The organism is Pseudomonas parakoreensis (genome assembly GCF_021602155.1).
GTDB lineage: Bacteria > Pseudomonadota > Gammaproteobacteria > Pseudomonadales > Pseudomonadaceae > Aquipseudomonas > Aquipseudomonas parakoreensis.
Map to the genome: position 1 here is coordinate 267,988 of NZ_BQHY01000007.1, position 18,626 is coordinate 286,613.

Sequence of the window (18,626 nt, forward strand, 5' to 3'; positions counted from 1 at the left end):
CTCCGGGTAAAGAGGTTCATCCCGCGGATATTGCAAGAATGCAGCCAGATGCGCCGGCTCAGCGTTTGCCCGAGCTCTGCATTACCAGTCTGATCAGCGGCCCGAGGCTGGTGCCCAGACGTATCAGTCGGGTCAGACCGCCGACGCCCCCGCTTTTTGCGCCCTTGCCGGTGATAAACCCCAGCAGGGTCACAGCGGCCACGCCCCATAGCGGCGCGTGCTTGATGCCGAAACCTGCTTGCAGGTTTTGCGTCATCCCGCGCATGCGCTGCAAGGGTTGCAGCACTTGCCCGGCTTCATGGCGGATTTCCTGCCGGTGCATTTCCATACGCAGGCGGATCAGTGCCTTGCGCATTTCCCGGCGCGAGCTGTTGTGTGGCAGTTCAGGCAAGCTCATGGCAACAGGCGCTCCCGATCGTTGGCCAACTCTTCCAGCGTGCCGTGGAAGGGCGAGGATTCATCGAAGACGGCTGCTTTGAGGCGTAGCCCACAGAAAGCGGCGGCCAAGGTGTAGAACACGCACAGGCCGATGATTGCCGCCAGGCGATAAGTGTCCCAGAACACGATCAGCACCAGCGTCGACAGACCGACCAGCAACAGCAGGGCAAACACCAGTGCCAGGCCTGCGAACAGCAACAGGCTGACGGTGCGTGCTTTCTGCTCCTGCAACTCGATGCCGAACAGTTCGACATGGCTGTGCAGCAAGCCGAGAACAGCGGCGCCCAGACGCCGCGTGGAGGATGAGGTGCCCGACCCTAGGCCGGATTCGCCGATCGACATGATCAGCGCCGAGTGGCCAGCAGGCCAATCAGAAAGCCCACTCCGGCAGCAATGCCCACCGACTGCCAGGGATTGGCCGACACGTAGTCTTCAGTCGCGGTGACGGCGGCCTGACCGCGATCGCGCAGGGTGTCTTCGGTCAGCTTCAGGGTTTCACGTGCGCGCAACAGGCTGTCGTGGATCTGCTCACGCAGCTCATCAGCCTGATCGCCCGCCAGCGTCGCGGTGTGTTCGAGCAACCGCTCGGTGTCGGCGACCAGAGTCTGGAAGTCGTTCATCAGGATTTCTTGAGCGGTCTTTGCCTTGATGCTGGCCATGGGTGGATCTCCGTAAGTGACGTCTGAAGCGTTCGAGTATGAGCCTTGCGCGAAGGTTCAGTACAAATGACTGGTACAGCTTTTGCTATGTCCTGGTGCGTTCTGCCGCGCTCGTGCGCTGTTGGCGGGCGTACATGCAGCAAAACCTTAACTCAAATAATCCTGGTCCGTGTCAGGACATTGACCTTGTGCGCCAAAGCGGTTCACTGCAGCGTCACTGCGGTGCCTGGCCGGGCGCAACTTGGTGCATGAATTGTCCGCGCGAACCGCTTTGGTGCCTTTCTAGCCTTCAGGTCTGCCTTTTTATGGAAAATCTGCAAAGCGCTGTGGACACGCTGGTCCACAGCTCCAACACGTTGTTCATTCTGATCGGTGCGGTGATGGTGTTGGCGATGCACGCCGGTTTCGCCTTCCTTGAAGTCGGCACGGTGCGCCAGAAAAATCAGGTCAATGCACTGTCCAAGATCCTCAGTGACTTTGCCGTTTCGACGCTGGCCTATTTCTTTATAGGCTATTGGATCTCCTATGGGGTGACCTTCATGCAGCCGGCGGCGGTGCTGAGCGCGGATCACGGTTACGGTCTGGTGAAGTTTTTCTTCCTGCTGACCTTTGCCGCGGCGATTCCGGCGATCATCTCCGGCGGGATTGCCGAGCGTGCGCGATTCGTTCCGCAGTTGTGTGCGACAGCGCTGATCGTGGCGTACATCTACCCGTTTTTCGAGGGCATGGTCTGGAACGGCAACTACGGTCTGCAAGCCTGGCTGACGGCGCGCTTTGGCGCGGCGTTCCATGATTTCGCCGGTTCCGTGGTGGTGCACGCCATGGGCGGCTGGCTGGCACTGGCGGCGGTTTTGCTGCTCGGTCCGCGCAACGGCCGTTATCGCGAAGGGCGTCTGGTGGCGTTCGCGCCGTCGAGCATTCCGTTTCTGGCGCTGGGTTCTTGGATTCTCATCGTCGGCTGGTTCGGCTTCAACGTGATGAGCGCGCAGACCTTGCAGGGCGTCAGCGGTCTGGTGGCGGTCAACTCGTTGATGGCCATGGTCGGCGGTACCGTGGCGGCGCTGATCGCCGGGCGCAATGACCCAGGCTTCCTGCACAACGGCCCGCTGGCCGGGCTGGTAGCCGTCTGCGCCGGTTCCGACCTGATGCACCCGGTAGGCGCGCTGGTAACCGGCGCACTGGCCGGTGCCTTGTTCGTCTGGTGCTTTACCGCCGCGCAAGTCAAATGGCGCATCGACGACGTGCTCGGCGTATGGCCGTTGCACGGTCTGTGCGGCGTGTGGGGCGGGATCGCCTGCGGCCTCTTCGGCCAGACTGCGCTGGGGGGGCTTGGCGGCGTCAGCCTGATCAGTCAGTTGATCGGCAGCGCGCTGGGTGTGCTGGTGGCACTGATCGGCGGATTCGCCGTCTACGGCGTGATCAAGGCCTTGCACGGCCTGCGCCTGAGTCAGGAACAAGAGTATTACGGCGCCGACCTGTCGCTGCACAAGATCGGCGCGGTGAGCCAGGACTAGGCTTCCTCGTCTTCCGCGCCGGGATAGAAGCCATGCAGCAGACGATAGCGGTCAATGCGCACCTGATCGATTTGCTCCTGCACCTTATGCGCCGGCAGGCCGAGCATGACCAAGGCGTGGGAGGCGAGCATCAGGCTCGACTCCAATAGCTCCGGCACCACTTCGCTGGCGCCGGCGGCTTTGAGTTCAGCCCATTGGCTGTCGTCGCGGGTGCGCACCAGAATCGGTATCCGCGCATTGAGCCGGCGCGCTTCCTTGAGAATTTGCAGGCTGACATCGCTCTGATCCACGGAGATCACCAGCAGCCGGGCGCGCAACAGTCCGACGGCGGTCAGCAGGTCGCCGCGCGCAGAATCGCCGTAATGCACCTCGCTTTCGCCGGCTGCGGCTTCCTGCACTCGCACCGGATCGTTATCCAGCGCGATATAAGGCTGATTGGCGTTGCGCATGAAGCGGCCGATGGATTGACCGACACGGCCGTAACCACAGATCACCACATGTTGATCCAGCCCGGCATTGAGGGCGCTGATTTCCTCGATTTGCGCCTCCTGGTTCGGCTTGCGGTGCAGGCGCGCGGCCATTTGCGGCGCGGCGCGCAATAGCAGAGGCGTCAGCAGCATCGAGCAGAAGGTTGCCGCCAGCAGCAGGGCGCCCAGCTCGGCAGGCAGCATCTGGTTTTGTTGCATTTGCGCCATTAAGGCGAAGCAGAATTCCCCACCCTGCGCCAGGGCCAGGCCGCTGCGCCAGGCGGTTTCGTGATCACTGCCGCGCCATTTCACCAAGAGCGCGACGACCGTGCCCTTGATCAGCATCAGGCCGAGGGTCAGGCCGAGAATCATCACACTGTGACTGACGAACAGTTGCAGGTCGATCAGCATGCCGATGCTGACGAAAAACACCCCGAGCAGAATGTCGCGAAACGGCCGGATGTCAGCTTCGATCTGATGGCGGTAGTGGCTCTCGCCGAGCAGCATCCCGGCCAGAAATGCGCCAAGGGCAGGGGACAGGCCGAGCAGGTGTGTCAGCCATGCAGTCAACAGCACAATCACCAGCGCCAGCAGCACGAACAATTCCGCCGAACGCGAGGCCGCCACTTCATGGAACAGCCGTGGCAGCAACCAGCGGCTGGCCAGCAACAGACCGAAAAACAGCACCACGGTCTTCACCAATGTCAGGGGCAAGGCCCAGTACCAGGCTTGCGCGCTGCTTCCGGCGAACACTGGCACCAGGGTCAGCAACAACACCGCTACCACGTCCTGAAACAGCAAGACCCCGACCGCGTTCTGCCCGTGACTGCTGAACACTTCGCCCAGGCTACCCAATTCCTTGGTGACAATCGCCGTCGACGACAACGACAGCCCGGCGCCGAGCAACAGGGCCGGGGCCCACGGCATGCCCAACAGGATCAGCACCAGCCCGAGCAATCCAGTGCTGAGCAATACCTGCTGGCTGCCCAGGCGGAACACCACCTGGCGCAGCGCGATCATCTTCGACAGGGAAAACTCCAGGCCCAGCGAGAACAGCAGAAACACCACCCCCAGTTCGGCCACGTCCGGCAGATGTTCGCTCTCGTTGACCCAGTTGAAAGCAGTCGGTCCCACCATCAGGCCCACGCAGAGATAGCCCAGCACCGGCGGCAAGCGCAGGCGGCGGAACAGGGCAATCATCACCAGGGATGAGGCGAGGATGATCAACAGGTTGGCAAACACAAGACACTCCGATGTCAGGCTCAGGCTTCTCAAGCGTAGAGGCAAAAAGCGCGGAAGCATCGCCTGATTGGCTTTCCCATGGACTGATTTGCATTAGGGTTTGCTTGTTTGCTGCGGTTCGCCAGCCATCTGGCTGCGCCGGCTCGACGGGTTTTCGAGGCGGGCCTAGAATGAACGCTCATTTTTTCGGTTGAGCGATCATGCCTCCTGAATGTCAGTTGTTCGGCACCTTGGGATGCCATCTGTGCGAGGTGGCAGAAGCCGAGTTGATGCCGTTTGTCGAGCACGGTCTGCTGGTGGAACTGGTGGATATTGCAGAGGATCAATCGTGGTATGAGGCTTACAGCCTGCGGATCCCTGTATTGCGCCGAGTGGATACTGGCGCAGAACTGAATTGGCCGTTCAGTGCCGATCAGGTGGTGGCATTCCTGCGCTGAGCGATTTGTCATCCGCTGGTCGCGAGCGACCATCGTCGCGTTGGCACTCTGCGGTTTATTCGTTTACTGTATGCGCATACAGTAATTGGGTTGACCTGCTGCTTGTGAAGTCTTGAGCAGGTGAATCCGGCAGTCAGAGGGACGAACCGTGGTCAATGTCGAACAGTTGAAGAACAGCGTGAACCGGATGTCGGTTGACGTGGTGCGCGAGGCGGTCCTCGAGTTGCGCCTGGACGGGCTGGTCACGGAGGGCAAGACGCCATTCAACAAACTGCATTTCAACACCTGCTTTGCCGAGATCGAAGCGTTGTTCCAGCGTGCCGGTTATCACAAACAACTGGATGTGGTCGGTTATCAGGGGTTGTTGTACGCCTTGTATGACCCGGGACGCTGGGAGGCGGTCGATGTGTTGCGCTGGCTCAAGGAGTTCACCGAAGCTGCGGCACTCAAGTCGATTCCGGCCTGAGGCGGGCCGCGGATTCCGCACTAGGTTCGTTTCGCTCAGTGTTGGATAATGCCGGCCTGCATTGAGGGTTCGAATTTCCGTATGTCCACACCAACGTTTTCTGCTGCGCAGAATCAGGCCAGCACCCTTTACCTTCCTCCGGGGCCTTGGGCGACCGTCCTTGATTGCCTGTGTGAGCATTTCAGGGCGATCAGTCGCGAGCAATGGCTTGACCGGATTGTCCGGGGCCGGGTGCTGGACGGTCAGGGTCAGCCAATTGCGCTGGATCTGCCTTACAAGGAAGGGCTGCGCATTCACTACTTCCGTGAAGTGCCGGATGAAAAGCCGATTCCGGTGGTCGAGTCGATCCTCTATGCGGACGAGCATCTGGTAGTGGCGGACAAACCGCATTTTCTGCCAGTCACGCCCGCTGGTGAGTATGTCGAGCAGACGTTGCTGCGTCGTCTGATCCGCCGCCTCGATAACCCGCATCTGGTGCCATTGCACCGCATCGACCGGCACACCGCCGGGCTGGTGATCTTCTCGGCCAACCCACAAACCCGCTCGGCTTATCAGTCGCTGTTTCCGACCCGGCAGATCGATAAACGCTATGAGGCGATTGCCCGTGCGCTGCCGGAGCTGGAGTTTCCCCTGGTGCACAAAAGTCGCTTGATCGACGGCGAACCGTTCTTCCGCATGCAGGAAGGCCCGGGACTGGCGAACACTGAAACGGCGGTGGAAGTCCGGGAAAAGAACGGTGATCTGTGGCGCTATGGTCTGTATCCGGTGACCGGCAAGAAGCATCAGTTGCGCGTGCACATGACTGCGCTGGGCGCGAGTATCTGCAACGATCCGTTTTATCCGCAGGTGTTGAAAGACGTTGAGGATGACTACGCCAATCCGCTCAAACTGCTGGCGCAGGGACTGCGGTTTGTCGACCCGGTCACCGGTGAGAAGCGCGAGTTCGAGAGCCAGATCACCCTGCAGTGGTGACACCATTTACTTTTACGTACCCATGAAAAAGCCCGCATCAATGCGGGCTTTTCTGTATCCGGTGTCGACGTAAAGGTTACAGCTCTTTAACGGTACGAACCTGATCCTTGTTGATGCGGGTCTCTTTGCCGTCCAGCTGCTTGAACTCGTAGAAGCCCGAATCTTCGTCATATTTCGGGGTGTCGACGGCCTGGATTTCGCGACCGTCATTCAAGGTGATCACTGTTGGCGACGAGCAACCAGCGAGCGTTGCCAGGCCCAGTGCGAGCATGAAAGTGGCGAGGGTCCGTTGAGTCATGAGTGTGTCTCCGAATGGGAATACTTTTGGTTACTGAGCTTGAGACGTATACAAGGCGTGAGAGTTCCTTGAATGCTGTCAGTCTGACACAGTGTTATGCGCATTTAACAGTTCGGGGGTATTCAGGTTGGCCAGGCGCGGGTCGTTGTCCGGGCATTGCAGGGCCGCTGCGCCGAGGCTGCGCATGATACGGCCGGGGCTGCGTTCGCCGGCGTTCCAGGCATTTTTGAATGCGGGCAACAGGGCCACCGGAATCACGCACAGCAGGGGCTCCCAATGGTCGTCATGGCGCAACATTAAAGGTTTGTCAGGAAACTGGCCGGCAGTTGCACGCATGTCGCGCAGCAGCGCTGCGTCGATGCGCGGCACATCGCAGGGCAAGACCAGCAGATGGGGCAAACGCGCAACTTCAAGCCCCGCGAGGATGCCGGCCAAGGGGCCTGGAAAGTCGTCTTCTTCATCACTCACCAGTTGGTCGGCGTAGGCAGCATAACGCTCGCGATTGCGATTGCAGGAGATGATCAGATCGTCAGTCAGCGGTCGTACCTTGCGCTGCAAATGCGCAATCAGCGGTTCACCCTGCCATTCCACCAACCCTTTGTCCTGGCCGCCCATGCGCTGGCCGCGTCCGCCTGCCAAGAGCAGAATGGAGCAGGGGAGCAATGGCGTATTCGGGATCATGGCAGCTCTCCAGCAGGGCGGCGAAAGAATCAAGCGCTGTGATATAACACCGGGCTGATTCTCCTACAACTGGACGAGCCTAATGAAAGCCAAGGCCGATGTACCTTTTGCACCGCTGAATATTGCGGTGCTGACTGTCAGCGATACCCGAACCCTGGACACCGACACCTCAGGCCAGGTCTTTGTCGACCGCCTGACTGCTGCCGGCCACCGTCTGGCCGAACGGGTCCTGCTCAAAGATGACCTGTACAAGATCCGCGCGCAAGTTGCCCACTGGATTGCCGAGGACGTGGTGCAGGTTGTATTGATTACCGGCGGCACCGGCTTCACCGGGCGTGACAGCACGCCTGAAGCCGTGGCTTGTCTGCTCGACAAGCAGGTTGACGGGTTTGGTGAGCTGTTCCGACAGATTTCGGTGGCTGATATCGGTACGTCAACCGTGCAATCGCGGGCACTGGCCGGTCTGGCCAATGGCACGCTGGTATGTTGCCTGCCAGGTTCGACCAATGCGGTGCGCACCGGGTGGGACGGCATTCTCGCCGAACAGCTGGATTCGCGGCATCGGCCGTGCAACTTCGTTCCTCACCTCAAACAGGCGGCGCCTTGTGAATCCCGTGGGTAAGCCGGGCAAGAACGGCAGCCTGATGCCCGTCGAGGAAGCGCTGGCTCGCCTGCTGCAAATGGCCGAGGCCACGCCGATTGTCGAGCGCGAGTTTTTGCCATTGGCGCAGGTCGAGGGGCGAGTGCTGGCCGAAGACCTGGTTTCGACGCTGGACCTGCCGCCTTGGCCAAACAGCGCCATGGATGGTTATGCCTTGAGGCTGGCGGATTGGACCGGCACACCGCTGCCGGTCAGCCAGAAAGTTTTCGCCGGTCAAGCGCCTGCCGCCTTGAAGCCCGGCACCTGCGCGCGGATCTTCACCGGTGCGCCGGTGCCTGCTGGTGCCGACTGTGTGGAAATGCAGGAGAACGCCGAAGTCCAAGCCGACGGCAGTGTGCGCTTCGTCGAAATCATGAGCCTCGGCCAGAACATTCGTCCGCAAGGCCAGGAAACCACCGTGGGTGAGTTGATCCTGGCGGCAGGCACAAGGCTGGGACCGATCGAGCAAGGTCTCGCGGCATCGCTGGGATGTGACGGGCTGAATGTGGTACGCAAGGTCCGAGTGGCGGTGCTGTCCACCGGCGATGAACTGGTTGAGCCGGGCCAGCCGCTGGGGCCGGGGCAGATTTACAACAGTAATCGGGTGGTGTTGTGCAGTTGGTTGCAGCGATTGGGCTGTGAGGTGATCGATGCGGGCATTCTGCCGGACGATCTGGACACCACCCGAGCGCGGCTGGGCGACTTGCAGGATGTCGACCTGATTCTTTCAACCGGCGGGGTTTCGGTCGGGGAAGCAGATTTTCTGGGTGTTGCATTGAGGGAAGAGGGCGAGCTGGCACTGTGGAAACTGGCAATCAAGCCAGGAAAGCCGCTGACGTTCGGCCATTTTCGCAACGTGCCAGTGATTGGCCTGCCCGGTAACCCCGCTTCGACGCTGGTGACGTTTGCCTTGCTGACGCGACCTTACTTGCTGCGGCGTCAAGGTGTAAGAGACGTTGTGCCGTTGAAGTTCAAGGTGCCAGCCGGTTTCGTCTGGCCTGTGGCCGGCCATCGGCGTGAATACCTGCGTGGTCGACTCGAGCAAGGACGGGCCATTATTTTTCGTAACCAAAGCTCTGGTGTGTTGCGCAGTGCTGCCTGGGCGGATGGGCTGGTAGAAGTGCTGGAGGGTCGTACGCTCGTAGAAGGTGATGAAGTCGGGTTCATTCCCCTGAGCGACCTGCTCGACTGACTCTGATCTTCGCTGAGCCTGCCCTTGCAACTGCAGGCTCTACGCCTGAAAGCGTCGAGCCTGCATTCCCCGGTCATTGGCTCATCAGTGTGACCAACTGATCGAAGCGGCTGTTGGCAACCCAACCCAACAGTCCCATTATCACTGCCGTTGCACCTGCCGAATAGGCGAGGCGGTGCTTGATTGTTCTTACATCTGCGCGGACTTCATCCATATCCCGGCGTATGTACTTGAGATGGGTTTCCAGTTCGGTCACGCGCGGTTCCATTTGTGCTTCTCCAGCGGTTCTGGCGCTCTTTTTGAAATCGGATTTGTGACTGCTGCGACTTTCGTTGAGAGGGGCAATCGGACGGGTTGAAACTCTGGCTTCATGGCTGGACATGGACATATCCGTCGGCTGTTTTCACTGTCAGCGCGCTGGCCTTTCCGTCATTCGAACTGTCACCAGCTCCGAGGGGGTATCCACTCATTCCCTGCACATCCTTGTGTTGTTAAAAAACGAAAATTGATACTGCCTGCACAAGGTGTATCAAGGATCGAGTCCGGTCAATTGAGCCGATTCCTTACCTGTTGTAAGAAAAAGTACCGCTGTGTAGGACGTGACAGGCCGGGCGCTTGAATTAAATGGTGCTCCGATGGCTTTTTTGCCTGTGCCAGTGGTCAAGATGTTTTATACCGATTCAATTGTGGGGAGTGACCGTTATGAGTGAACGCAGGGCGCTGTTGATTCTGCATGGCAAGCAGGCACTCAATGAGGCGGTTCGCGCCGCTGTCGAAGCAAAACGCAAGCAGGGCTGGGAGTTGGCAGTACGCCTGACCTGGGAGGCCGGTGACGCTCAGCGTCTGGTCGCGGAAGCACTGGCGAGTGGCTATCGGACGATCATCGCCGGAGGCGGAGATGGCACGTTGCGCGATATCGCTGAAGCGCTTGCCGCGAATCCGGACGAGGCCAGTCTGGTGCTGTTGCCGCTAGGAACGGCTAACGATTTTTCTCGCGCGGCGGGGATCCCGCTGGAGCCGGCCGAAGCACTGGAAATGCTGGACGTGCCACCGCGCAAGATTGACCTGGGCGAAGTCGGTGGGCAGATTTTCCTGAACATGGCGACGGGTGGTTTCGGCAGCCAGGTCACGGCCAATACCTCTGAAGATCTGAAAAAAGTGCTCGGCGGGGCGGCCTATCTGTTCACCGGTTTATCGCGTTTCAGTGAGTTGCACGCAGCCTACGGCGAACTGCAGGGACCGGACTTTCACTGGCGTGGCGAGCTGCTGGCGCTGGGAATCGGCAATGGCCGTCAGGCGGGTGGCGGACATGAATTGTGTCCGCAGGCACTGGCGGATGATGGCCTGTTGGACATCAGCATTTTGCCGGCACCGCAGGAGTTGGTCGGTACGCTTAAGACCCTGCTAAGTGACGGCTTCGGCCTCGACAATATGTTTGTCCGGGCCCGTCTGCCCTGGGTCGAAATCAAGGTCGCCGAGGGCTTGAGCATCAATCTTGACGGTGAGCCGCTTGAAGGCGACAGCCTGCGCTTCGAGGCGCGCCCTGCGGCCTTGCGGGTGCATTTGCCCGAGCATTCGCCGCTGTTGGGCGGTGCCGGGTCGATCAGTCGTCAAGACTGATGATCTGTTCGCGCACGGCGAACAGGACCAGACCCGCCACGTCATAGATCTGCAGGCGTTTCATGATCTGCGAGCGGTGGGTTTCGACGGTCTTGATGCTCAGGCCCAAGCCGTTGGCGATCTCCCGAGTGGATTTGCCGCGCACGATCAATCGCAGGATTTCCAGTTGACGGGCTGTCAGGTTGTGCGAATCGGCGACTTCCGGCGGGTTTTTCTGCGTACGGGTCAGGGCCTGGTTGATCACGGTGTGGGCGATCGCCGGGCTCAGGTAACGTTCGTTGTTACGCAGGGCTTCAAGGGCATGCTCAAGTTCGGTGGCTGTGGTGTCCTTGAGCAAATAACCATGCGCCCCGGATTCCAGTGCCTGCATGATCAGCGCCGGATCGGTGTGCATCGACAAAATCAGCACTTTGCTCTGGGGCCGCACCCGCTTGAGCCGTTGCAGGGCTTCAAGGCCACCGGTTTCCTTCATCGAGATATCCAGCAACACGATATCGGGTGCCAGATGCTCGACCATTTCAAGCAACTGCGAGCCATCGCTGGCTTCGCCAACGACGGCGTAACCGGGAATGTCGAGCACCAGAGCGCGCACGCCGGCCCTGATCAGCGAGTGGTCATCCACCAGAAGTAAGTTACAAGTCAACGCATAACCTTATTCGTACTGGCCCGCTCGAGTGCACGGGGCGCCCAGGGGAATAGTGCTTCGATTTGAGTGCCTTTGCCCGGCTCGCTGATGACGTTCAGCGTGCCGCCCAATTGTTCGATCCTTTCGGCCATCCCGGCCATTCCGCGCTGTCCTTCCCGACCCGGATCCGCAGCAGGCGCGAAGCCTTGGCCATCGTCGCTGATCAACAACGTCAGCCCTTGTGGCAGGCGCTGCACACGGATCAACAGGTTGCTGGCCTGCGCGTGGCGCAGAATGTTGGTCACCGCTTCCTGGGTGATGCGAAAGGCGGCGACCGCCATTTCTTCCGGAATGCCGTTGAGTCGCTGCTGGCAATCGAGGCTCCAGTGCACCGGTGTGTTGGCCAGAGTCTTGAGCAAGTGCGCACGCAGGCTGGCTTCCAGTCCGAGGCTGGTCAGCTGGCGCGGGTTGAGAATGGCCGAGACGTCGCGCACCTTGTTGAGGGTTTCTTCGAGGGTGTCGCAGAGCGTCGAGCATTGCTCTTGCAAGTCGCTTGGCAAGCGTCTTTTGAGCCATTCACTTTGCAGTTTGGCGGCCGTCAGTAACTGACCGATGTCGTCATGCAGTTCACGGCTGAGGCGGTGTCTTTCGTTTTCCTGGACTTCCAGCAAGCGGTCGGCGAGTTCCTGGGGCTGGAACTTGATCGATTTGCGCGACAGCCGATATTGCACCCAGACACAAGCAGTGGCGGCCATGTTCAACAGCAGCAGTCCCAGCGAAAGCGGTGCAGACAAACCGTAGGTCAGCAGGCAGCCGGCGGTGGCAGTGACACACAATATGAGTGTGAACCGGCGTGCATTTTCCCGGGACGGTGGCCATGTGGTGATTGACTTGAGGCTGGCGTACATATCGGATGGAGCCAATGGATATTCGCTGCGGGCAGACCGGCCGTTGGCTGGCGGGTCTCTGTCTGAAAATGCTGTCAATTACATTATTGATTTGAACGAGGTTCAGTGAACGCTGTTTGACCGCCAACTGCGTTGGGGAGGACTGTCACTGAATCACTTTGCCATTAATTGATAGCAACTAACGGGCGGCATAATACCACTTAAGATACCGTTGGTCGCGTTTGCCATATATGTCCAAAGGGTCAGGAAAGTCGCCATGTTGGACGTGAGTTCCATAATGGAAAAAAGTCACCTTATTATGCTGGATAGATATCCCGTGGCGCTTGAAGTTGATCGTTACACGGACACAGGCAAACCCTGAGGCGCGGGAAAATTTCTGCGGGTGTCAGGTGTGATTATTTAATTCGAACTGTCGCTGGCGGGCATGAACTATTCATTTGCGACATTCAGCGATTCGGCTCTACAGCCGCGATGTGCGCATTAACCGCAGCGAATCAGGCCTGGCGCTCGGAATAAGACAAGAGTGGAACAGGCCGGGGCGAGAGCGAAGGCTGAAACTGGCGTTGGCCGACCTGGAACGCGAAGGCTTCGATCAGCGAGGTCTGCTCGCTGCTATCCAGGCTCAGTTGCCCGGTATTGTGATCGACCAGTTCAATCTGCCAGGCCATCAGGGTGAAACAGTCCTGAAGCGCATTCAGTGCCTGAGCGTGCAGATCGATAGAGTCCGGGGCATGATCGAGCAAGCTGTGAATGTGCAGGGAAAACTCGGAAATCGCTTCCAGTGCCAACGCTTCGGCACGACTCGCCAGCTTGAGCAGGGTGCTGCGCATGCAGTCGATCGCATCCTTGTCGTTGCTGATCAATTGCAGGTGGCTCAGACATTCTTCCGACTTGGCCAGGAGTGTTTCCGCTTCGACGAGAAATTCGGGAAAGCGTTGTGCCCAGTCTTTACGGTCGATTGGCATGCTTATCTCCACAGCGTCATGTCTGATGAGGGAATGCCGTGTGTGTCGACGATCATGAACCGTCGGGAGATCGCGCCCCGCCGTGCAAGTGCACTGGCTGAGGTTTTCCAGAGGGTGGGTTTCCACTGACCTGCGATCGCACACAATAGCCTGACTCCGTTCATGCAATGAGATTGGCGTCACATTAATGGCTATTGGATATTGCGAACATCAGGTTGGGCCTGATTGTTACTAGGGGATTCCCTTACACGCGGGAACCTGTGGCGCAAACTGTGGTCGCGCCAGAAGAGAATGTAGCAGATGAAAACGCCGGGCCAGTAAACCATGATGTTAATGTGACATCAATGCCTGCGTGTGGCATTTTGATGGTGATTTTGTGGGGATCAAGAATCGCCATCAACAGCCGATAACCCCACTTAGTAGTGAATTCATCAGAACAAGCCCAGGAGTCATTGATGGCCGGCATTCTCGACACGGTAGACCAACGCACGCAACTGGTGGGTGAGAATCGCCTGGAAATTCTCATGTTTCGACTGGCCGGACGCCAATTGTTCGCGATCAACGTGTTCAAGGTTCAGGAAGTCCTGCAATTGCCGAAGCTGACCCTGATGCCGCAACGTCACCCGTTTGTCTGCGGTGTGGTCAACCTGCGTGGCCAGACGCTGCCGGTGATCGACCTGTCCCAGGCGATCGGCATGCGCCCGCTGGTACCGGGGCCGAACAGCACCATCATCGTCACCGAGTACAACCGTTCGGTGCAGGCGTTCCTTGTCGGCGGCGTGGATCGCATCGTCAACATGAACTGGGAAGCCATCCTGCCGCCGCCGACCAGTGCTGGCCGCCAGCACTACCTGACCGCGATCAGCAAGGTCGACGATCAACTGGTGGAAATCATCGACGTCGAGAAAGTGCTCGCAGAAATCGTTCCGTACAACGCCAAGGTTTCGCGCGACAAACTCGACGATCCGGTGCTGGAGCGTGCCCGCGGCCGCGAAGTGCTGCTGGTGGACGACTCCAACGTCGCGCTCTCGCAACTGCGTGACACCCTCGGCCAGCTCGGGGTGAAGATGCACATTGCCAGTGATGGCCTGAAGGCGCTGAACATGCTCAAGGCCTGGGCCGATACCGGCGTGAACATGACCGACAAACTGCTGATGGTGTTTACCGACGCGGAAATGCCGGAAATGGACGGCTATCGCCTGACCACCGAGATCCGCAATGACCCGCGCCTGCGCGGTCTGTATGTGGTGCTGCACACCTCGCTGTCCGGCAGCTTCAACGATTCGATGGTGAAGAAGGTCGGCTGCGACAACTTCCTCTCCAAGTTCCAGCCGGACAAACTGGTGGACGTGGTGCGTCAGCGTCTGATGCTCGATGAAGTGCCGGCCTGAGGAAATTCTGTAGCGAGGGGATTTATCCCCGATGGACTGCACAGCAGTCCCGCTTTCTTGATTCAAGTGGGGCCGCTTCGCGCCCCATCGGGGATTAATCCCCTCGCCATAAACTATCTGTGCAGGCGCATGCATCAGGCTTTGATTCACAGATAAAGCTCGTATAGGGTGGCTTTTTTGCCCATCAGGAAGCTGGACATGCTGCGTCTGAGTGCGCTTTATCGTTACCCGTTGAAATCCGGCAAGCCCGAGATTCTGCAATCGATTGGCCTGGATAAACTGGGCCTTGAAGGGGATCGACGCTGGATGCTGGTGGACGAGGCCAGCGGCCGCTTCCTGACCCAAAGGGCCGAGGCGAAAATGAGCCAGCTGTCGGCGCTGTGGAATGCGCAGGGCGGGCTGACCCTCAGTGCGCCCGACCATGCCGCGCTGGATATTGCGTTACCGCAGGACGATGCCGAGTTGCGCGGTGTGACTATCTGGCGTGACACCCTGCGCGTTCCGGATGCCGGTGATGCAGCGGCCCGCTGGGTCAGCGATTTCATCGGCAAACCGACCCGTCTGGTGCAGGTGCCACTTGATCGCGCGCGTATGACGCAGGCCGGGTATGGCCGCGACGATGATCAGGTCGCGTTCGCCGACGGTTTCCCGCTGTTGTTGATTGGCCAGGCGTCGCTTGACGATCTGGTGCAAAAGGTTGGACGACCGCTGGAGATGCTGCGCTTTCGACCGAATCTGGTGATCGAAGGCAGTACGGCATTTGCCGAAGATGGCTGGAAGCGCATCCGCATCGGCGATGTCGAGTTCCGCGTGGTCAAGCCTTGTTCGCGCTGCATCCTGACCACGATTGATCCGCAGACTGGCGAGCGCAGTGCCGATCGCGAACCGCTGGCGACCTTGCAGAAGTACCGTGCCCAGGCTGATGGCGCGATGTTCGGGCAGAATCTGGTCAACGACAGCAATGGTCGGCTGGAAGTCGGTATGCCGGTGGAAATCCTCGAATAACCGAGGCCGGAAATGAAAAATGCCCGTGTCCATGGACACGGGCATTTTTTTGCACCGGGAAAAGCCGTGGGCTTAGCCGCGGTATTCGCACAGGTAAGCAGTATCGACGGCGACTTTCAGTTGGAACTTGCTGTTGGCCGGAACGTTGAACTGGCTGCCAGCGGCGAAGGTTTCCCAGTCGCTGCTGTCCGGCAGTTTGACGGTCAGCGCACCGGAGACTACGTGCATGATCTCGCGCTGAGCGGTGCCGAATTCGTATTCGCCCGGGGCCATGACGCCGATGGTCGCCGGACCTTCAGCGGTGCCAAAAGCGATCGACTTGACGGTGCCGTCGAAGTACTCGTTGACTTTGAACATGGGCGATTCCTCTTGAATGGGGCTTAAAAGGGTTAAAAAGGGCCGGCCAGTATGCACAAGGCTCCCGGCGCCGTCACCTGCCCGGGGCGTGTCCGGCGAGTTCTCGCCCTGACTTCAGAGTGGCAAGACCAACGGCAACAACCGCGCAGTATTGCGCGCATCTTCCAGGGCCCGATGCTGCTGACCGCTGAACTGCATGCCGGCCAGTTGCAGCGCACCGTTCAGGCCCAACGGTCGTTCCAGGCGTCGGGCCTTTGCAAAGCGCTGTTTGAGATTCATGTGCGGCACTCGGCCCAGCACGCTGTCGAGTTGCAGGCGCTGCCATTCCTGAAGTAACTGCTTGCGGTCGTAATCGCCCCAACTGGCCCAGCCCTCAAGGCGCGTCTGGTGTTGCCCGAGCCAGCGCTCAAAGGCTGGCCAGACCTCGTTCAACGGCTGCGCGGCATCGATATTGGCCTGGGTGATGTGCGTGAGTTCACGACAAAATGCCGTCAATAACGGCCGTCGGGTCGGTTTGACGAACCGCTGAAAATGATCCTGCTCGCGACCGGCTCGATCGACCAGCGTCGCGCCGATTTCGATGATTTCCATTTCCGTAACCGGCCAGCCACCTTCATCTGTGGTGGCTTCCAGATCAATGACCAGCCAATGGGGCATCGCAGGTTTCCTGATTTACGCGTCCTGATAGATCAGAGCGTAGTCAAACCTTGCGTTTGCGCCTGGCGACTCACTCGACCTGCAACAGAACCTGACGATTTTTTACCTGATCGCCGACCTTGACCTGCACCCGCTTGAGCACGCCGTCGATGCCGGCCTTGAGCGGATGCTCCATTTTCATTGCCTCCAGCACCACCAGCAACTGACCCTTGCTGACCGGACTGCCTTCGCTGACCAGCACGTCGACGATGGCACCGTCCATCGGCGCTTTCAGTGTGCCGGAGCTGACGCTGCTCTGACTGCTGATCAGCGCATGAGTTCGATCCTCCAGGCGCAGGTTGCCGGGATGGGTGAACAGCCAGAGTTCTTCGCCGACGATCCGATACGCATGACGCTGGCGCAGGCCGTCGACTTCCAGCGTCACCGAGCGTTCGTTGCACTCAATGATGGTCAGCATCAGTGCGCGCTGCATCACGTTCACGGTGAAGCGGCCAGCGCCGTCCGCAAGCAGTTGCAAGTTCCAGTCCTGCTGTTCCAGCCCGAGGCGGTAATCGAGCGGCGCGCCGACATTGTTGCGCCAACCCTTGAGCGGCGCGCGATGCGCCTGCGCGCCAGACTGATAAAACAGCACGGCGGCGACGGCCAGTTCCTCCGCGGTGGGGGCGTAGGTGTGCAGGCAGGGGTGATCAGTGAAATGCTGGGCAATGAACGCGGTGCTGAACTCGCCGCTGATGAACTGCGGATGCTGCAGCAGGCTGACCAGCAAACGCTGATTGCTCTGTACACCGAGCAGCACGCTGTCCTGCACTGCGCGCAGCAGCTTGCGCCGTGCCTCTTCGCGGGTCGCGCCGTGGGCGATCAGCTTGCCGAGCATCGGGTCATAGAACGGGCTGATCAACTGACCTTCGCGCAAGCCGTGATCGATCCGCGCGCCGGGATTCAATACCGGTTCCCAGGCCTGCACGCGACCGGTCTGCGGCAGGAAATTCTGCGTCGGATCTTCGGCATACAATCGCACCTCCATGGCGTGGCCGTTCAGCGTCACCTGTTCCTGTGTCAACGGCAGCGGCTGACCTTCGGCGACGGCCAGTTGCCAGGCGACCAGATCTTGCCCGGTGATCAGTTCGGTCACCGGATGCTCGACCTGCAGACGGGTGTTCATTTCCAGAAAGTAGAATTGCCCACGGGCATCAAGCAGAAACTCGACGGTGCCGGCACCGACGTAATTCACCGCCCGGCCAGCCTTCAATGCTGCTTCACCCATGGCCCGGCGCAACTCGCCGGTCATCACCGGGCAGGGCGCTTCCTCGATGACTTTCTGATGGCGACGCTGCACCGAGCAATCGCGCTCACCGAGGTAGATCAGATTGCCGTGGCAGTCGCCAAACAGTTGCACCTCGACGTGCCGTGGTTCGATCAGCGCCTGTTCGAGGATCAGTTCGTCACTGCCAAAGCCGTTCAGTGCCTCGGAGCGCGCGGTGCGCAATTGCGCCGGCAACTCGTCGCTGCTGTGCACCAGGCGCATGCCACGTCCACCGCCGCCGGCGCTGGCCTTGATCATCAGCGGGTAGCCGATGCGCTCGGCTTCGCGCAGCAAGGTAGCGTCGTCCTGCGCGGCGCCTTGATAGCCGGCGATGCAGGGAACGCCGGCGTCGAGCATGGCGATTTTCGACAGGCGCTTGCTGCCCATCAACTCGATGGCGTCGGCGCTGGGACCGATGAAGGTCAGACCGGCTTCTGCGCAGGCGCGGGCGAATCCGGGGTTTTCCGAGAGAAAGCCGTAGCCGGGGTGGATCGCGTCGGCACCGCTGCGGCGCGCGGCATCGAGGATCGCCGGGATGTTCAGGTAGGACTGGTGTACCGGTGCGGCGCCGATGTTCACCGCTTGATCGGCCATCTGCACGTGCAGGGCATCGGCGTCGGCATCGCTGAATAAGGCGACGGTGCGATAGCCGAGGGCCTGGGCGGTGCGCTGAATGCGGCAGGCGATTTCACCGCGGTTGGCGATCAGGATTTTGTGGATGGCGGGCATGGTGATCTTCCTGAGTATTTGGCGGTGGGTTGGCTGGCCTCTTCGCGAGCAGGCTCGTTC

General features: G+C 59.8%; 22 protein-coding genes. 9 read left to right on the forward strand and 13 right to left on the reverse strand.

Going from position 1 to position 18,626, the window contains the following annotated elements:
* Nucleotides 1-58 precede the first annotated feature (58 nt).
* The 3 genes from L6D63_RS13445 to L6D63_RS13455 are packed head-to-tail and all read right to left on the reverse strand — an operon-like array spanning nt 59 to nt 1,097.
* A complete protein-coding gene (locus L6D63_RS13445; protein ID WP_041069615.1) occupies nt 59-397 on the reverse strand; it encodes a hypothetical protein in 339 nt (112 codons plus the stop codon).
* Nucleotides 394-780, reverse strand: coding sequence for a phage holin family protein (locus tag L6D63_RS13450; protein ID WP_041069617.1), 387 nt, complete (start codon nt 778-780; stop codon nt 394-396). The genes L6D63_RS13445 and L6D63_RS13450 overlap by 4 nt, the downstream gene beginning before the upstream one ends.
* A gap of 2 nt (nt 781-782) precedes the next feature.
* Nucleotides 783-1,097, reverse strand: coding sequence for an ElaB/YgaM/YqjD family protein (locus tag L6D63_RS13455; RefSeq protein WP_025113166.1), 315 nt, complete (start codon nt 1,095-1,097; stop codon nt 783-785).
* A 305-nt stretch (nt 1,098-1,402) separates the two neighbouring features.
* On the opposite strand from L6D63_RS13455, the gene L6D63_RS13460 reads away from it, so the two are divergent.
* The gene (locus tag L6D63_RS13460; protein ID WP_131671634.1) at nt 1,403-2,611 is read left to right on the forward strand and encodes an ammonium transporter; all 1,209 of its coding nucleotides are present in this window, start codon (nt 1,403-1,405) and stop codon (nt 2,609-2,611) included.
* Here L6D63_RS13460 and L6D63_RS13465 read toward each other — a convergent pair.
* Nucleotides 2,608-4,320, reverse strand: a complete 1,713-nt coding sequence (locus L6D63_RS13465; protein ID WP_131671633.1) for a cation:proton antiporter — start codon at nt 4,318-4,320, stop codon at nt 2,608-2,610. The genes L6D63_RS13460 and L6D63_RS13465 overlap by 4 nt on opposite strands.
* Before the next feature lie 200 nt (nt 4,321-4,520).
* Here L6D63_RS13465 and L6D63_RS13470 point away from each other — a divergent pair, with 200 nt between their 5' ends.
* The 3 genes from L6D63_RS13470 to L6D63_RS13480 all read left to right on the forward strand — a co-directional run bounded on the left by L6D63_RS13470 (nt 4,521) and on the right by L6D63_RS13480 (nt 6,195).
* Nucleotides 4,521-4,757, forward strand: a complete 237-nt coding sequence (locus tag L6D63_RS13470) for a glutaredoxin family protein (protein ID WP_047295422.1) — start codon at nt 4,521-4,523, stop codon at nt 4,755-4,757.
* Between the two features lie 148 nt (nt 4,758-4,905).
* Nucleotides 4,906-5,223, forward strand: a complete 318-nt coding sequence (locus L6D63_RS13475) for a transcriptional regulator (RefSeq protein WP_003226726.1) — start codon at nt 4,906-4,908, stop codon at nt 5,221-5,223.
* 81 nt (nt 5,224-5,304) lie between these two features.
* The gene (locus tag L6D63_RS13480; protein WP_047295420.1) at nt 5,305-6,195 is read left to right on the forward strand and encodes a pseudouridine synthase; all 891 of its coding nucleotides are present in this window, start codon (nt 5,305-5,307) and stop codon (nt 6,193-6,195) included.
* Nucleotides 6,196-6,271: 76 nt separating this feature from the next.
* Here the strand turns inward: L6D63_RS13480 and L6D63_RS13485 are convergent, their stop codons facing one another.
* Together L6D63_RS13485 and mobA are read right to left on the reverse strand one after the other, a co-directional pair.
* Nucleotides 6,272-6,493, reverse strand: a complete 222-nt coding sequence (locus L6D63_RS13485) for a YgdI/YgdR family lipoprotein (protein ID WP_003226722.1) — start codon at nt 6,491-6,493, stop codon at nt 6,272-6,274.
* Nucleotides 6,494-6,571: 78 nt separating this feature from the next.
* Entirely contained in the window at nt 6,572-7,174 is a 603-nt protein-coding gene (gene mobA, locus L6D63_RS13490) for a molybdenum cofactor guanylyltransferase MobA (protein WP_047295418.1), read from the reverse strand.
* Between the two features lie 82 nt (nt 7,175-7,256).
* On the opposite strand from mobA, the gene moaB reads away from it, so the two are divergent.
* Together moaB and L6D63_RS13500 are read left to right on the forward strand one after the other, a co-directional pair.
* The gene (gene moaB / locus L6D63_RS13495) at nt 7,257-7,796 is read left to right on the forward strand and encodes a molybdenum cofactor biosynthesis protein B (RefSeq protein ID WP_047295416.1); all 540 of its coding nucleotides are present in this window, start codon (nt 7,257-7,259) and stop codon (nt 7,794-7,796) included.
* On the forward strand, nt 7,780-9,006 hold the full coding sequence (locus tag L6D63_RS13500; RefSeq protein ID WP_131671632.1) for a molybdopterin molybdotransferase MoeA: 1,227 nt from the start codon (nt 7,780-7,782) through the stop codon (nt 9,004-9,006). The genes moaB and L6D63_RS13500 overlap by 17 nt, the downstream gene beginning before the upstream one ends.
* 73 nt (nt 9,007-9,079) lie before the next feature.
* Here L6D63_RS13500 and L6D63_RS13505 read toward each other — a convergent pair whose 3' ends face one another.
* Nucleotides 9,080-9,388, reverse strand: a complete 309-nt coding sequence (locus L6D63_RS13505) for a hypothetical protein (RefSeq protein WP_179294967.1) — start codon at nt 9,386-9,388, stop codon at nt 9,080-9,082.
* Nucleotides 9,389-9,708: 320 nt separating this feature from the next.
* Between L6D63_RS13505 and yegS the strand changes: the two genes are divergently transcribed.
* Nucleotides 9,709-10,626: a lipid kinase YegS gene (gene yegS / locus L6D63_RS13510; protein WP_047295409.1), complete on the forward strand. Its 918-nt coding sequence runs from the start codon at nt 9,709-9,711 to the stop codon at nt 10,624-10,626.
* On the opposite strand, the gene L6D63_RS13515 is transcribed toward yegS, so the two are convergent.
* The 3 genes from L6D63_RS13515 to L6D63_RS13525 form a co-directional block, all read right to left on the reverse strand.
* Nucleotides 10,610-11,269, reverse strand: coding sequence for a response regulator (locus tag L6D63_RS13515; RefSeq protein WP_047295407.1), 660 nt, complete (start codon nt 11,267-11,269; stop codon nt 10,610-10,612). The genes yegS and L6D63_RS13515 overlap by 17 nt on opposite strands.
* Complete coding sequence (locus tag L6D63_RS13520; RefSeq protein ID WP_047295405.1) at nt 11,266-12,159, reverse strand: sensor histidine kinase; 894 nt, start codon at nt 12,157-12,159, stop codon at nt 11,266-11,268. The genes L6D63_RS13515 and L6D63_RS13520 overlap by 4 nt, the downstream gene beginning before the upstream one ends.
* Nucleotides 12,160-12,653: 494 nt before the next feature.
* Nucleotides 12,654-13,124 carry a hypothetical protein gene (locus L6D63_RS13525; protein ID WP_047295403.1) on the reverse strand — a complete coding sequence of 157 codons (471 nt, stop codon included), beginning with the start codon at nt 13,122-13,124 and terminating at the stop codon, nt 12,654-12,656.
* Nucleotides 13,125-13,579: 455 nt separating this feature from the next.
* Between L6D63_RS13525 and L6D63_RS13530 the strand changes: the two genes are divergently transcribed.
* Nucleotides 13,580-14,515 carry a chemotaxis protein CheV gene (locus tag L6D63_RS13530; protein WP_003226705.1) on the forward strand — a complete coding sequence of 312 codons (936 nt, stop codon included), beginning with the start codon at nt 13,580-13,582 and terminating at the stop codon, nt 14,513-14,515.
* A gap of 198 nt (nt 14,516-14,713) precedes the next feature.
* The gene (locus L6D63_RS13535; RefSeq protein ID WP_041069662.1) at nt 14,714-15,520 is read left to right on the forward strand and encodes an MOSC domain-containing protein; all 807 of its coding nucleotides are present in this window, start codon (nt 14,714-14,716) and stop codon (nt 15,518-15,520) included.
* Nucleotides 15,521-15,592: 72 nt separating this feature from the next.
* On the opposite strand, the gene ppnP is transcribed toward L6D63_RS13535, so the two are convergent.
* From ppnP to L6D63_RS13550, 3 genes are all read right to left on the reverse strand, one after another.
* Complete coding sequence (gene ppnP / locus L6D63_RS13540) at nt 15,593-15,877, reverse strand: pyrimidine/purine nucleoside phosphorylase (protein ID WP_003226701.1); 285 nt, start codon at nt 15,875-15,877, stop codon at nt 15,593-15,595.
* Nucleotides 15,878-15,991: 114 nt separating this feature from the next.
* Nucleotides 15,992-16,534, reverse strand: coding sequence for a 3'-5' exonuclease (locus L6D63_RS13545; protein WP_047295400.1), 543 nt, complete (start codon nt 16,532-16,534; stop codon nt 15,992-15,994).
* 70 nt (nt 16,535-16,604) lie between these two features.
* The gene (locus L6D63_RS13550) at nt 16,605-18,566 is read right to left on the reverse strand and encodes an acetyl/propionyl/methylcrotonyl-CoA carboxylase subunit alpha (protein WP_047295397.1); all 1,962 of its coding nucleotides are present in this window, start codon (nt 18,564-18,566) and stop codon (nt 16,605-16,607) included.
* Between the last annotated feature and the right edge of the window lie 60 nt (nt 18,567-18,626).

What these genes read in the sequence shown, in the direction of transcription:
- L6D63_RS13455 (WP_025113166.1), bottom strand. Translation starts at nt 1,097, where the DNA reads ATGGCCAGCATCAAGGCAAAGACCGCTCAAGAAATCCTGATGAACGAC.
- L6D63_RS13485 (WP_003226722.1), bottom strand. Translation starts at nt 6,493, where the DNA reads ATGACTCAACGGACCCTCGCCACTTTCATGCTCGCACTGGGCCTGGCA.
- ppnP (WP_003226701.1), bottom strand. Translation starts at nt 15,877, where the DNA reads ATGTTCAAAGTCAACGAGTACTTCGACGGCACCGTCAAGTCGATCGCT.
- L6D63_RS13450 (WP_041069617.1), bottom strand. Translation starts at nt 780, where the DNA reads ATGTCGATCGGCGAATCCGGCCTAGGGTCGGGCACCTCATCCTCCACG.
- yegS (WP_047295409.1), top strand. Translation starts at nt 9,709, where the DNA reads ATGAGTGAACGCAGGGCGCTGTTGATTCTGCATGGCAAGCAGGCACTC.
- L6D63_RS13545 (WP_047295400.1), bottom strand. Translation starts at nt 16,534, where the DNA reads ATGCCCCATTGGCTGGTCATTGATCTGGAAGCCACCACAGATGAAGGT.
- mobA (WP_047295418.1), bottom strand. Translation starts at nt 7,174, where the DNA reads ATGATCCCGAATACGCCATTGCTCCCCTGCTCCATTCTGCTCTTGGCA.
- L6D63_RS13470 (WP_047295422.1), top strand. Translation starts at nt 4,521, where the DNA reads ATGCCTCCTGAATGTCAGTTGTTCGGCACCTTGGGATGCCATCTGTGC.
- L6D63_RS13525 (WP_047295403.1), bottom strand. Translation starts at nt 13,124, where the DNA reads ATGCCAATCGACCGTAAAGACTGGGCACAACGCTTTCCCGAATTTCTC.
- L6D63_RS13460 (WP_131671634.1), top strand. Translation starts at nt 1,403, where the DNA reads ATGGAAAATCTGCAAAGCGCTGTGGACACGCTGGTCCACAGCTCCAAC.
- L6D63_RS13530 (WP_003226705.1), top strand. Translation starts at nt 13,580, where the DNA reads ATGGCCGGCATTCTCGACACGGTAGACCAACGCACGCAACTGGTGGGT.
- L6D63_RS13535 (WP_041069662.1), top strand. Translation starts at nt 14,714, where the DNA reads ATGCTGCGTCTGAGTGCGCTTTATCGTTACCCGTTGAAATCCGGCAAG.
- L6D63_RS13505 (WP_179294967.1), bottom strand. Translation starts at nt 9,388, where the DNA reads ATGTCCAGCCATGAAGCCAGAGTTTCAACCCGTCCGATTGCCCCTCTC.
- L6D63_RS13550 (WP_047295397.1), bottom strand. Translation starts at nt 18,566, where the DNA reads ATGCCCGCCATCCACAAAATCCTGATCGCCAACCGCGGTGAAATCGCC.
- L6D63_RS13445 (WP_041069615.1), bottom strand. Translation starts at nt 397, where the DNA reads ATGAGCTTGCCTGAACTGCCACACAACAGCTCGCGCCGGGAAATGCGC.
- L6D63_RS13480 (WP_047295420.1), top strand. Translation starts at nt 5,305, where the DNA reads ATGTCCACACCAACGTTTTCTGCTGCGCAGAATCAGGCCAGCACCCTT.
- L6D63_RS13520 (WP_047295405.1), bottom strand. Translation starts at nt 12,159, where the DNA reads ATGTACGCCAGCCTCAAGTCAATCACCACATGGCCACCGTCCCGGGAA.
- moaB (WP_047295416.1), top strand. Translation starts at nt 7,257, where the DNA reads ATGAAAGCCAAGGCCGATGTACCTTTTGCACCGCTGAATATTGCGGTG.